The sequence below is a fragment of the Paraburkholderia dioscoreae genome (genome assembly GCF_902459535.1).
Lineage (GTDB): Bacteria > Pseudomonadota > Gammaproteobacteria > Burkholderiales > Burkholderiaceae > Paraburkholderia > Paraburkholderia dioscoreae.
Map to the genome: position 1 here is coordinate 3,300,742 of NZ_LR699554.1, position 13,341 is coordinate 3,314,082.

Sequence of the window (13,341 nt, forward strand, 5' to 3'; positions counted from 1 at the left end):
AAGCTGAATCGGAAATCATCAACGATCTCCCGGCCGGAGGATCGGCGCATCGAGCGGGTTGTCCGCCGCTTGCGCGAGCACGGGGTTGATCGATTCGAGCCGGCGTCCCGTCGTTCGCGCGCCGAACAGCAGCGTAACGGCGGCAGTCGCGAGCCATGCGCCTGCGATATACACGAAGACCCACACATAACCGAAGTTCATGAAGATCCCCGCGACGATGAACGAGTTGCCGACGTTCGCCAGCCGCCCCATCCCATACGCGAAGCCCGCGCCGGTATTGCGGATATCGGTCGGATACTGTTCCGGCGTATACGCATAGCACAGCGCGGCGAAGGTCTGGATCAGCATGCCGACCAGAAACCCGAACGACACGATCAGCACCGGCTGGAAGCTCAGCCCGTACAGCAGCCCGAACACGGCGATCAGCGCGGCCGCCCCCGCGATGCTGAACTTGCGTTCGAAACGGTCGGCGAGAAATACGGCGATCAATGCGCCAGGCACCGCGCCGATGTTGATCAGCGTGATGTAGGTGAGGCTGTGAACGATCGTGATGCCGTGCTGGACGAGAAGCGTCGGCACCCACGCCTGGAAGCCGTAAAAGCCGAGCGTCTGGAAGATCCAGATCGCCCACAGCGTCATCGTGCGGCCAATGTACTGGCCTTTGAACATCGACGTCCAGGGCGCGCGCACTTCAGCCGGCCGGTTAATGGCGACCGCCTCGGGCAATGGACCGGTTGTGCGCACGACCTCGGCTTCGATCAGGCTCAGCGTGCGGTCCGCTTCTTCCATGCGGCCCTGCCGCGCGAGCCAGCGCGGCGATTCCGGGAAATGCTTGGTGAAAACCAGGAACACGATGCCGAGCGCACCCCACACGAAAATCCAGCGCCATCCATCGGGGCCGGACGGCACCACCAATCGCGCGACCCAACTCGTGATCGGAATGCCCATCAGCGCAATGACCATCGCCCAGCTCTGCCACGTACCGCGCGTTTTTGCGGGAAAGAGTTCGGCGATGTACGCCATCACGACCGCCGTCGCCGACGAAATGCCGACGCCGGTCAGCACGCGCGTGATCATCAGCATTGGAATGTCGGGTGCGAGCGCGTTGGCGAGCGAAAACACCGAATAGGCGATGACGTAGCAGATCAACGCGCGCTTGCGGCCGATCTTGTCCGACAGCATGCCGCCCAGCGTCGCGCCGAGAAACATGCCGAAAAAGCCCGCCGACGTCAGCATTGCAATGCTCGACATCGTGAGTCCCCATTCCTTGACGAGCGCGGGCGCAGCATACGAAAAGGTGAAGATGTCGCTGATATCGAAGAAAAACGGCAAGCTGACGAGAAGCAACAAACGCCGGTGAAAACGCGACACCGGCAAGCGGTCGATCCGCGCGGCAATCAGTTCGTCATTCACGGGACACCTCCCGCGCCGCGACCCATTCGCGACCACTACGAACCGCACCTGCTATCTCAAACGCAAAGAAAGCGTTCAGCATGTTTGTCTCCATCCGTAGTTTTAATGTCACCCGCGGTCCTGCTTCGTGCTGCGATACAAACGTTACTGCGCGTCCGTCACGGCACCCACGACGTTTCCACGAGGGTATTGCGAGGCGCCGCCACCACCTTCAGGTCGCGCTCGGCTTCAGCGCCGCCGGGCAACGTGCGCCTGGTCATCAACCGCGCGAGCTGGCTGACGTCCGTCACAGCTTCCAGCGATTCGAGCCTTTCATAAAGCGCCAGCGCTTCCGAGGAGCCGATCGCGCGCTTGCTGCAATCGGAAAACTTCTCCCACAGTTCTTCGCCCGACATCGGATGATCGCCGCCACGGCCGATCAGATCGTCGACGCGGCGTGACAGCACGCGGCCATCGCGCATCGTCACCGTTACTTCGGCGCCGAACTGAAGCGGCGAATCTTCCGGCATGCCGGGATGCGGGTCTGTGCGCGTGATCGCAAGCAGACGCCGGATGCGCGGATCGCGATGTGCGTCACCTTCGAAATGCTCGAGACGCACCACACCGTCCAGCAACGCTCGTGCAACCGCGTACTGCACGCTGAATTTCGCGTTGAGCGAGGTCTGCGGATCGGGATTGTTCGTATGCGGCAGGCGGCGGGCATGCGGCTGGATATGAATCGCTTCGATGTCGTCGGCCTTTACGCCGTCTTCGCGAACCAACGCCAGCGCCATCGCGATCGCCGGATGCGTGCTGCCGCAGCAGGGAAACTGCTTGAGGCCCATTGTCGGACTTTCGATTTCGAGCGGCGCACACCAGTCTTCGAAAATCCGCGTGGCGTCGTAGGTGCCTGGACCGTTGAACGCGTTGAAGAAGCCCTGTTTGTGCTCAAGGGCCGTGAGATTCGCGCTGAAGCCGCGTTCCGCGAGCAGCACGGCAAGCAGGCCGTTGCGGCAGCAATGGCCGACATGCAATGGCTTGACCATCGTGCCGAAGTTCGCCTTCAACCCCGCTGCCAGCGACGCCGCGATCGCAAGCGCCGTGGCGGTTTTGTCCACGTCGAGTTTGAGCAGATGGCTGGCAGCGGCGGCAGCGCCGAACACGCCGAGCGTCGAAGTCGGATGCCAGCCCTTGTCGTAATGATGGTAATTGACCGCGCGGGCGAGGCGGATCTCCGTTTCAATGCCGATCACGTAGGCCGCGATGACCGCTTCGCCGCCCAGTCGCCGCTCTTCCGCGAGCGCGAGCAGCGGCGAGATCAACGGCACGGACTGGTGTCCGCCCATCGGCTGGCTGAAATCATCGTAATCGAGCGCATGCGAGGCGGTGCCGTTCACGAGTGCGGCGTCGAGCGCGGACGTCTTGCGGGCCGTGCCGAATACCGAACACTTGCCAGGTGCTTCAGCGACGCCCGGCGTGTCCAGCAGAATGCGCACGCATGGCTCCGCCGAACCGGCGAGCGTGACGCCAATCGTATCGATGAATGCCGTGCGCGCCACCGCCAATGCGCGCGGCGTGATGTGCTCCGCACCGAACGCGTGAATGCGATGCGCAAGACGCAGCGTGATCGGCATGTCGCGTTCGTCGGGGATGTCAGAGGCCGTATGTGATGTCATGTTCATTCCATTCCCCTGTTCGTTCGCTGCGGAGTGTCCGCTGCGCGCTAGGTACGCGCTGACGTGCGGCCTGCGATCCGCCCGAAGGTCGCGCCCGAAACCAGGCCCGTGCCGGCCGGATAGTTGTCGTAGAAAAGGCCGCCGACCATCTCGCCGCAGGCCGTCAGGCCGGGGATCGGACGCCAGTCCGTACCGATCACGCGCGCCTGTTCGTCGACCTTGACGCCGCCGAAGGTGAACGTGATGCCGCCCGTCGCCGTGTAGGCGTAGAACGGCGGCGCATCGAGTTTCAGCGCCCAGTTCGTCTTGTCCACACCGAGCCCTTGCGTGCCGAGGCCGTCCTTGCCGGTCGGATCGAAACCGTCGGATACCTCGTGCGCCGCCGCGTTGTATTCCTGCAGGGTTTTCAGCGCGCGCGGCTTGTCGTCGATATCGAGCTGTTCGACCAGCGCTTCGAGCGTGTCGGCCTGTAACGGATCACTCGTCGAATAACGCGGTTCGAGCAGATGGACCGTCTTCGAATCGAACAACTGATAGGCCTTCGCGCCCGGTTCGGCGAGAATCGCGCGGCCGTACTTCGCGTAGGTGAACATCGCGCCGTCCTCACCTTCGTCGACGAAGCGATTGCCCTTGCGGTTGATCATGACGCCGTACAGGTAGCTCAGCCGGTTGCTGCGGTCCGTCATTTCGCGCGGCGCGAAATTGCCCCAGTCGGCGCTGATCGGCGTTGCGTGACAGCCGCTCCACTGCCCCCACGGCATGGCGCCGATGTCCATTGCCATGCGCAGTCCGTCGCCCTGGTTGTGCGGCGTGCCGCGCACCTTCGCACCGCCCACGAGCGGACCGATATGCTGCGTGCGCATCTGCACGTTCGCTTCGAAGCCGCCGCAGCCGAGCACGACGGCGTGACTGTGCAGTTCGCGCATGCCTTCGTCGTCACGAATGCGTACGCCGCAGACGCGCCCCGTTTCGTCCTGCAGGAGTGCCATCACGGCGGCGCCATAGCGCACTTCGATACCCATCCGCTCGACCGTCGCAAACCAGCTGCGCGACAGCCCGACGCCTTCATGTTCCGCGCGAACCACGAGCCCACGCGCCCAGATGATCTGATTGCCCTTGCGAACACCCGTCAGGCTGACGGCCGGTTCCATCTTGATCTGACCCGTTTCGTGCATCCAGAACACGGTCTCTTTCGAGTTGTCCACGAGCACGCGCGACAGCACCGGGTCCGTCTGACCGCTCGTCACACGCATCAGATCGCCGTGAAAGTCGTCCCGGGTGTAGGGCTGAATGCCCGCGTAGAAATCTTCGAATTCTTTCTCGACGCCGGGTACCAGCGGGCCGATTTCGCGCGGATCTTCGAACGCGAAGCGCAACACACCACCGCTCCAATGGGTGTTGCCGCCACGCATCGCGCGCGGCGCCTTCTCCAGCACGACGACGCGTGCGGCGCCGTTTTCGCGCGCCGACACTGCCGCCGCCAGCGCGGCATTGCCGGCCCCTACCACGATCACGTCATAGTCCGCCATTGAGTCACTCCTCTCGTAGACATGTTGCAGAGCAAGCAGGCACGCAAGCTGTCCATGTCAGCACGCGGAAACTCCCGCGGTATCCGATCGGGGAGCCCCGACGCGTGGTGGACATTGCATTACGCTATCGAAGTCTGGTTTTCAGAATACTTCTGTATACACAAGTACTCTAATCAGTACATTCCCTGATACAGAGCAAGGACGTGCGTGGAACCAAAGGGCTTGGGCGCGTTACGGAAGTTCGGGGCGCCTCGCGTGACGGACGTTATTCCTTCGGATCATTACCCCCGCCTCCCTCGTGCATCTACATCTCCATTTACTTGACATCTAAACTATCTAGGCCTAAATTAATCTCACACAGCGGCGTCCACATATGGGGAACAAGCATGCGCATCGTTTGTATTGGCGGCGGGCCGGCCGGGTTGTACTTCGGTCTGTTGATGAAGAGCCGGAACCCGGCCTACGACGTCACGGTAATCGAGCGCAACCGCCCCTACGACACCTTCGGCTGGGGCGTCGTATTCTCCGACCAGACGCTCGGCAATCTGCGCACCGCCGACGCCCCCAGCGCCGATGCGATCCTCGACGCCTTCAATCACTGGGACGACATCGAGATCAATTTCCGTGGCCGGCAAATCCGTTCGTCGGGCCACGGCTTTTGCGGCATCGGCCGCAAGCGTCTGTTGAATATCCTGCAGGCACGCTGCGAAGAACTGGGTGTGAAGCTGGTTTTCGAAACCCAGGTCACGGACGACAGCGCTTACGAAGCCGACCTCATCATTGCCTGCGACGGCGCGAACAGCGCGATCCGCCAGAAGTACGCGCACACCTATCGCCCCGCTGTCGACATGCGCGATTGCCGCTTCGTGTGGCTCGGCACCAGAAAACTTTTCGACGCCTTCACCTTCGCCTTCGAAGAAACCGAATTCGGCTGGTTCCAGGCGCATGCCTATCGTTTCGACGATCAGACTTCCACCTTCATCGTCGAAACACCGGAGCGCGTGTGGCGCGCCGCCGGCCTCGACGAAATGAGCAAGGAAGACAGCATCGCCTTCTGCGAGAAGCTGTTCGCGAAGTATCTGGACGGCAACGCCTTGCTCTCGAACGCAGCGCATTTGCGCGGCTCGTCGCAATGGATTCGCTTCCCACGTGTCGTCAACGAGGAATGGGTGCATTGGCGCGACAACGCGGACGGCACGCGCACGCCCGTCGTCCTCATGGGCGACGCCGCGCATACGGCCCACTTCTCCATCGGCTCCGGCACCAAACTCGCCCTCGAAGATTCGATCGAACTCGCCAACAGCATCGGCGCGCATCCCGGCGATCTCGCCGCAGCGCTCAAGCACTACACCGACGTACGCAGCATCGACGTATTGCGTATTCAGAATGCCGCGCGCAATTCGACGGAATGGTTCGAGCACGTGGACCGCTACACGTCGTTCGAGCCGGAACAGTTCGCGTATTCGCTGCTCACGCGTTCGCAGCGCATCTCTCACGAGAATCTGCGCGAGCGCGACGCAACCTATCTGTCCGGTTTCGAAGACTGGCTCGCCCGGCGCTCCGGGGTCGATCGCGCGCCGGAAAAGCATTCCGTCCCGCCGATGTTCACGCCTTTCACTTTGCGTGGCGTCACGCTGAAAAACCGCGTGGTGGTGTCGCCTATGGCGCAATACTCGGCCGTCGACGGCGTTGCCGGCGACTATCACCTGATGCATCTCGGCGCACGCGCAATGGGCGGCGCGGCACTCGTCATGACCGAGATGACCTGCGTCTCGCCTGAAGCGCGTATCACGCCCGCATGCCCCGGCATGTATGCGCCCGAGCATCTCAGCGCCTGGAAGCGCATTGTGGATCTCGTGCATCGTCAGTCGGATGCGAAGATCGGCATTCAGCTCGGCCATTCCGGTGCGAAAGGTTCGACACGCGTCGCGTGGGAAGGCATCGATCAACCGCTCACGGAAGGCAACTGGCCGCTCGTCTCGGCGTCGCCGCAACAATATCTGCGCGGCGTCAGCCAGCATTCGCACGAAGCCACGCAAGACGAGCTGCGGGAAATCGAGGCGCAATTCGTCCGCGCCACGCAGATGTCGGCCGAAGCGGGTTTCGACTGGCTCGAACTGCATTGCGCACACGGTTATTTCCTGTCGAGCTTTCTGTCGCCGCTGACCAATCATCGCACTGACGAATATGGCGGCTCGCTGGAAAATCATCTGCGTTACCCGTTGCAGGTCTTCAAGGCAATTCGCGCGGTCTGGCCGCAAGACAAGCCGATTTCCGTGCGCATCTCCGCGAACGACTGGGTAGAAGGCGGCACGACACCCGACAACGCGGTCCAGATCGCCCGAGCCTTCAAAGCGGCCGGCGCCGACATGATCGACGTGTCGTCGGGCCAGGTCAGCAAGGATGAAAAACCGGTATACGGCCGCATGTTCCAGACGCCGTTCGCCGACCGTGTTCGCAACGAAGCAGGCATCGCGACGATCGCGGTGGGCGCGATCTCCGAAGCGGACCACGTGAACAGCATCATCGCGGCAGGCCGCGCGGATCTGTGCGCAATTGCCCGCCCGCATCTGGCGAACCCTGCGTGGACGTTGAACGAAGCCGCGAAAATCGGCTATTTCGACGTGACCTGGCCGAAGCCCTACACCGCAGCGAAGTCTCAACTCGAACGGAATCTCGAACGCGAGCGCACCCAGGCTGCCGCGAACGCCGGTCTGTCGCCGCAGGAACGCGCGCAACGCGCCGAAGGAACCACGTGAACACATTCCATTCAACGCTCACGGGACAGCACGCGGTGGTCACCGGCGGCGGTAGTGGCATCGGCGCGGCGGTCGCGCAGGCGCTGCTACGCGCCGGCGCGCGCGTCACCTTGATGGGCCGCAACGCGGAGCGGCTCGACGCGCAGCGCGAGAAATGCCTGGCGCTGGGTGACGTGGCTCGCATCAGCGTCGACGTCACGCAGGAAGACTCCGTCGAGAGCGCGTTCCGCGAGGCCGGCGCGGTCGACATCCTCATCAACAACGCGGGCCAGGCGCAAGCCGCACCGTTCACGCATACGGACCTGGCGCTCTGGCAGCGCATGCTGGACGTCAACCTCACCGGTGTCTTTCTCGGCACGCGCGCGGTGTTGCCCGGCATGCTCGAACGCGGTCATGGCCGCATCGTCAACGTGGCGAGCACGGCGGGACAAATCGGCTACGCATACGTCGCCGCCTATTGCGCCGCGAAACACGGCGTGATCGGCCTCACGCGCTCGCTCGCGCTGGAAGTGGCGACCAAAGGCGTCACGGTCAACGCGGTTTGTCCCGGTTATACGGAGACGGAACTGCTGCACGCATCGCTTGAACAGATCACAAGCAAGACTTCGCGCACCGAACAGCAGGCGCGCGAAACCTTGCTTCGCTCGAATCCGCAACATCGCTTCGTGAGTCCGGACCAGGTCGCCAATGCGGTGCTCTGGCTGTGCCAGCCCGGCTCGGACGCCGTCACGGGGCAATCCATTTCCATCTCTGGTGGAGAAGTCATGTGACCAAGTCATCGAACATCAAGAAGCCTGCGGTAGCGGCTGAAACGAAACCGCCGCGCAAAGGCGTCGCCAAACCCGCGGAGAACGTCGTGGACCTCGAAATGAGCACGGGCGCGGATAGTCATATGGGTTTGCGTCTGTGGTTGCGCATGCTGACCACGACCAACCTCGTGCAAGCCGAATTGCGCAAGCGCTTGCGCAACGAATTCGACACCACGTTGCCGCGTTTCGATCTGATGGCGCAGTTGGAGCGTCATCCGGAAGGTCTGAAGATGACCGAGCTATCGCGCCGCTTGATGGTGACGGGCGGCAACGTCACCGGCATTACGGATCAGCTCGAAAAAGAAGGACTGGTGTCGCGCGACACCGATCCGAACGACCGCCGCTCGATCAGCGTGTGCCTGACGCCGGCAGGCCGCAAGGCGTTCGACAAGATGGCGGTCGCGCACGAGCAATGGGTGGTCGAACTGTTCGGCGGCTTGAGCCTCGATGAAAAATCGCGTACCCATCAGCGCCTCGGCAAACTCAAGAAACATCTGCTCGATAGTCTGAAAGACTGATCCGCATCGAAACGAGGAGACACTCATGACACGATCCAACGCCGACGCGCTACTGGCCGGCAACCGCCTCACGCTGGCCGGCTACGAAGCGCGGCACTTCGGCTGGTCGGTCGCCGGCAAGATCGCGACGATCACGCTGAACCGCCCGGAGCGCAAGAACCCGCTGACCTTCGAGTCGTATGCGGAATTGCGCGACCTGTTCCGGCAATTGACCTACGCGACCGACGTCAAGGCCGTCGTGATTCACGGCGCGGGCGAGAACTTCTGCTCCGGCGGCGACGTGCACGACATCATCGCGCCGTTGATCGATCTGCCCATGCCGGAACTGCTGCTGTTCACCCGCATGACCGGCGATCTCGTCAAAGCCATGCGTCATTGCCCGCAGCCGGTGATTGCTGCCGTCGACGGCGTTTGCGCCGGCGCCGGCGCAATTCTCGCAATGGCGTCGGACATGCGGTTCGGCACCGCGCGCAGCAAGCTCGCTTTTCTGTTCTCGCGCGTCGGCCTCGCCGGCTGCGATATGGGCGCTTGCGCGATCCTGCCGCGCATCATCGGCCAGGGGCGCGCCGCCGAACTGCTGTTCACCGGTCGCTCGGCAAGCGGCGACGAAGGCCACGCATGGGGCTTCTATAACCGGCTATGCGAACCGGCCGCGTTGGTTGAAGAAGCGCACAAGCTCGCCGCCGATCTCGTCGCCGGTCCGACTTTCGCGCACGGCATCACCAAGAAGATGCTGCATCAGGAATGGAGCATGAGTATCGACGAAGCGATCGAATCGGAAGCGCAAGCCCAGGCGATCTGCATGAGCACACGCGATTTCGAGCGCGCATATAGCGCGTTTGCGGCGAAGTCGCGTCCGGTGTTCGAGGGAGATTGAGTTGAGCGCCAACACCGAACTGGATCTGCATAGTGCGCTGGCCTGGCCATTCTTCGAGCCGCGTCATCGCGAACTGGCCGCGGGTATCGAGGCATGGTGCCGCGCGAACCTCGCGCACGAAAACCACGAGGACGTGGACGCCACCTGCCGCCACCTGGTGCGTGAACTCGGCGCGGCCGGCTGGCTGAAATACGGCGTGGGCGGCGTAGCCTACGGCGGCCACGGCGACACGATCGACACGCGCGCCGTCTGCCTGCTGCGCGAAACGCTAGCGAAACACTCAGGCCTCGCGGACTTCGCGTTGGCGATGCAAGGCCTCGGTTCGGGCGCCATCTCGCTCGGCGGCACGCATGAACAGAAGACGCGCTATCTGCCGCGCGTCGCCAACGGCACGGCCATCGCGGCGTTCGCGCTATCCGAGCCCGAAGCGGGATCGGACGTCGCCGCCATGACGCTCTCTGCACGCGAAGACGGTGACGCCTACGTGCTCGACGGCGACAAGACGTGGATCTCCAACGGCGGCATCGCCGATTTCTATGTGGTGTTCGCGAGAACCGGCGAAGCGCCGGGCGCGCGTGGCATCAGCGCGTTCATTGTGGATGCGGATACGCCGGGGCTGGAGATTGCGGAACGCATCGACGTGATCGCGCCGCATCCGCTCGCGCGTCTGCACTTTGCCGGCGCGCGCGTGCCGCGCAGCCAGATGCTCGGCGTACCCGGCGAAGGTTTCAAGCTCGCCATGCGCACGCTGGATATTTTCCGCACGTCGGTGGCGGCTGCGTCGCTTGGCTTCGCGCGTCATGCAATGGCCGAAGGTCTCGCGCGTGCCGCGTCGCGCAAAATGTTCGGGCAGACGCTCGGCGATTTTCAACTGACGCAGGCCAAACTCGCGCAAATGGCTTTGACCATCGACAGCAGCGCATTGCTGGTCTATCGCGCGGCATGGCTGCGCGATCAAGGCGAAAACGTCACGCGTGAAGCGGCAATGGCGAAATGGCACGCAAGCGAAGGCGCGCAACAGGTGATCGACGCCGCCGTGCAACTCTACGGCGGCATGGGCGTGCAAAGCGGCACGGCCGTCGAAATGCTGTATCGCGAGATTCGCGCGCTGCGCATTTACGAAGGCGCGACCGAAGTGCAGCAACTGATCGTCGGACGTGATCTGTTGAAAGCGCATGCTGCCGCAACTGCCGGAGCAAACGCCAGATGAGCGCGTCTTTCGAACGGCCCGTGCGTATCCGCTTCTCGCATTGCGACCCGGCGGGCATCGTGTTCTTTCCGCAATATCTGGTGATGACCAACGCATTGGTCGAAGACTGGTTCAACGAAGGCCTGCATATCGACTATGCGCAGATGATTGCGCAGCGCCGCGTCGGCTTGCCGATCGTCAAACTCGATTGCGAGTTTTCACGGCCGAGCCAGATGGGCGAAACGATCACGCTGACGCTTGACGTCGTAGCGATCGGCCGGCGCTCGATCGGCATCGAGATCGTCGGCCATTGCAACGGCGAAACCCGTTTTCGCACGAAACAGGTGCTGGTCACGACTTCGCTCGAAAGCGGCACATCCATTGATATCCCCACCGACATCGCGAGCGCGCTCGCGACGTTCGCCCCGCAGCCCGATTCCATTGAGGCGCATCGCTCATGAAAAAAGCTCTTCTTCCGGCCGGTTGGGTCAAGCCGCGTGGCTACGCGAACGGCGTTGCGGCAACCGGCATGCAGGTATTCATTGCCGGCCAGATCGGCTGGGACGAACAGGCGCGTTTCCAGACGACCGACTTCGCCGCGCAAGCCATCCAGGCGCTCAAGAATGTGCTCGCCGTTCTGCACGAAGCGGGCGGCAAGCCCGAGCACCTGGTGCGAATGACGTGGTACGTCACCGACAAACGCGAGTATCTCGTGTCGTTGAAGGATATTGGCCGCGCGTTTCGCGAGCTGGTCGGCGACTACGACATCGCGATGAGCGCGGTGCAGGTCGTCGCGCTGATCGAAGACGAAGCGAAAGTCGAAATCGAGGCGACTGCCGTGGTCCCGCAGTAACCGAGCAACACAGCACACGAAAAGAACCTGCCAAACCACCAAGCCAACCGAAGCGCATCTAGCCGGCTCAACGCCCGGGAGACCATGATGGAACCGTCAGCACACGTCGATACCTTCGCGCGCGACAATCTTCCGCCGCAGGATCAATGGCCTGTCTTTCTGCTCGACAACCCCGACGTTGCCTATCCGGCGCGCCTGAACTGCGCGACGGAGCTGCTCGACAGAACCATCGAAGCGGGTCACCGCGATCATCCCGCGATCTGGTCCGACGTGGACGGCACGCCGCGCGCCACGAGTTATGGTGAACTGCTGGCTCTGGTGAACCGCAGCGCACACGTGCTGGTCGACGAAATGGGACTGCGGCCCGGCAACCGCGTTCTACTGCGCGGCCCGAACACGCTGCATATGGCCGTAACCGCACTCGCGGCACTCAAGGCCGGCCTCGTCGTGGTGCCGACCATGCCGCTGCTGCGTGCCAAGGAACTGAAGCAGATCATCGACAAAGCTCAAGTTGGCGCGGCGTTGTGCGACGCCCGCCTGACCGCCGAACTGGCACGCTGCACCGATCCGCAAGACGAGTTCTACTGCGCGGGCCTGAAAGAAACGCGCCTGTTCCACGACGACGCCGCCGATTCGCTCGACACACTCGCGATCAACAAGCCCGACCACTTCACCGCGTGCGACACCGCCGCCGACGACGTCTGCCTGATCGCCTTCACCAGCGGCACGACCGGCGCACCGAAAGGTTGCATGCACTTTCATCGCGACGTCCTGGCCATGTGCGATCTGTTCCCGCGCTACGTGCTCAAGCCCACGTCGAGCGATATTTTTTGCGGTACGCCGCCGCTCGCGTTCACGTTCGGCCTTGGCGGCATGCTGTGCTTTCCGTTACGAGTGGGCGCGTCCACGGTGCTGATCGAGAAGCTCACGCCCGAGACTTTATTGCAGACCGTCGAGCGTTTTCACGCGACCATCATGTTCACCGCGCCGACCTTCTACCGGCAAATGGCGCCGCTGGTTGCGCATCACGACGTCTCGACCTTGAAGAAGACCGTCTCGGCGGGAGAAGCCTTGCCGGATTCGACGCGGCGTTTGTGGCGCGACGCGACCGGCATCGACATGATCGACGGCATCGGCGGCACTGAGCTGATCCACATTTTCATTTCGGCTCACGGCGACGAGATCCGCCCGCATGCCATCGGCCGCGCGGTGCCGGGTTACGTCGTGCAGGCGGTGGACGACGACATGCGACCGGTCGCGCCCGGCACTATCGGCAAACTCGCGGTGCGCGGCCCGACCGGCTGCCGCTATCTCGCCGACGAACGGCAACAGAAGTTCGTGCGCGACGGCTGGAATCTGCCTGGCGATTCCGTCTATCTCGACGCAGACGGCTACGTGTTCTACCAGGCGCGCGCCGACGACATGATCGTCTCCGCCGGCTACAACATCTCCGGCCCCGAAGTGGAGAGCGTGCTGCTGCAACACGACGCGGTGTCCGAATGCGGCGTGATAGGCGCGCCAGACGAAACCCGCGGGCAGATCGTCAAGGCGTTCGTCGTGGTCAATCCCGGTTACGTCGCGGACGACAAACTGATCGCGCAACTGCAGGATTTCGTGAAAAATAGCGTGGCGCCGTATAAATATCCGCGCGAGATCGTTTTCGTCGATGTACTGCCGCGCACCGAAACCGGCAAGCTCAAACGCTTCGAGTTGCGCACGATTGCCTAGCCCGCGTTTTC

11 protein-coding genes are annotated in these 13,341 nt (G+C 63.0%); 8 read left to right on the forward strand and 3 right to left on the reverse strand.

Going from position 1 to position 13,341, the window contains the following annotated elements:
• Positions 1–18: 18 nt before the first annotated feature.
• From PDMSB3_RS34865 to tcuA, 3 genes are all read right to left on the reverse strand, one after another.
• Positions 19–1,413: an MFS transporter gene (locus PDMSB3_RS34865; protein WP_011492935.1), complete on the reverse strand. Its 1,395-nt coding sequence runs from the start codon at positions 1,411–1,413 to the stop codon at positions 19–21.
• 158 nt (positions 1,414–1,571) lie between these two features.
• Positions 1,572–3,068, reverse strand: a complete 1,497-nt coding sequence (locus PDMSB3_RS34870; protein WP_232064404.1) for an MmgE/PrpD family protein — start codon at positions 3,066–3,068, stop codon at positions 1,572–1,574.
• 47 nt (positions 3,069–3,115) lie between these two features.
• Entirely contained in the window at positions 3,116–4,597 is a 1,482-nt protein-coding gene (gene tcuA / locus PDMSB3_RS34875) for an FAD-dependent tricarballylate dehydrogenase TcuA (protein ID WP_011492937.1), read from the reverse strand.
• Positions 4,598–4,983: 386 nt separating this feature from the next.
• Here tcuA and PDMSB3_RS34880 point away from each other — a divergent pair, with 386 nt between their 5' ends.
• The 8 genes from PDMSB3_RS34880 (at position 4,984) to PDMSB3_RS34915 (ending at position 13,330) form a co-directional block, all read left to right on the forward strand.
• Positions 4,984–7,356: a bifunctional salicylyl-CoA 5-hydroxylase/oxidoreductase gene (locus PDMSB3_RS34880; protein WP_007178466.1), complete on the forward strand. Its 2,373-nt coding sequence runs from the start codon at positions 4,984–4,986 to the stop codon at positions 7,354–7,356.
• Entirely contained in the window at positions 7,353–8,126 is a 774-nt protein-coding gene (locus PDMSB3_RS34885) for an SDR family NAD(P)-dependent oxidoreductase (RefSeq protein WP_007178467.1), read from the forward strand. The genes PDMSB3_RS34880 and PDMSB3_RS34885 overlap by 4 nt, the downstream gene beginning before the upstream one ends.
• A complete protein-coding gene (locus tag PDMSB3_RS34890) occupies positions 8,123–8,683 on the forward strand; it encodes a MarR family winged helix-turn-helix transcriptional regulator (protein WP_007178468.1) in 561 nt (186 codons plus the stop codon). Before PDMSB3_RS34885 ends, PDMSB3_RS34890 begins: the two co-directional genes overlap by 4 nt.
• Positions 8,684–8,708: 25 nt before the next feature.
• A complete protein-coding gene (locus PDMSB3_RS34895; protein ID WP_165189488.1) occupies positions 8,709–9,560 on the forward strand; it encodes an enoyl-CoA hydratase family protein in 852 nt (283 codons plus the stop codon).
• Position 9,561: 1 nt separating this feature from the next.
• A complete protein-coding gene (locus PDMSB3_RS34900) occupies positions 9,562–10,770 on the forward strand; it encodes an acyl-CoA dehydrogenase family protein (protein WP_165189491.1) in 1,209 nt (402 codons plus the stop codon).
• On the forward strand, positions 10,767–11,210 hold the full coding sequence (locus tag PDMSB3_RS34905) for an acyl-CoA thioesterase (RefSeq protein WP_007178471.1): 444 nt from the start codon (positions 10,767–10,769) through the stop codon (positions 11,208–11,210). Before PDMSB3_RS34900 ends, PDMSB3_RS34905 begins: the two co-directional genes overlap by 4 nt.
• Positions 11,207–11,602: a RidA family protein gene (locus PDMSB3_RS34910; protein WP_007178472.1), complete on the forward strand. Its 396-nt coding sequence runs from the start codon at positions 11,207–11,209 to the stop codon at positions 11,600–11,602. The genes PDMSB3_RS34905 and PDMSB3_RS34910 overlap by 4 nt, the downstream gene beginning before the upstream one ends.
• A gap of 87 nt (positions 11,603–11,689) precedes the next feature.
• A complete protein-coding gene (locus PDMSB3_RS34915; protein ID WP_165189731.1) occupies positions 11,690–13,330 on the forward strand; it encodes an AMP-binding protein in 1,641 nt (546 codons plus the stop codon).
• The last annotated feature ends 11 nt before the right edge of the window (positions 13,331–13,341 follow it).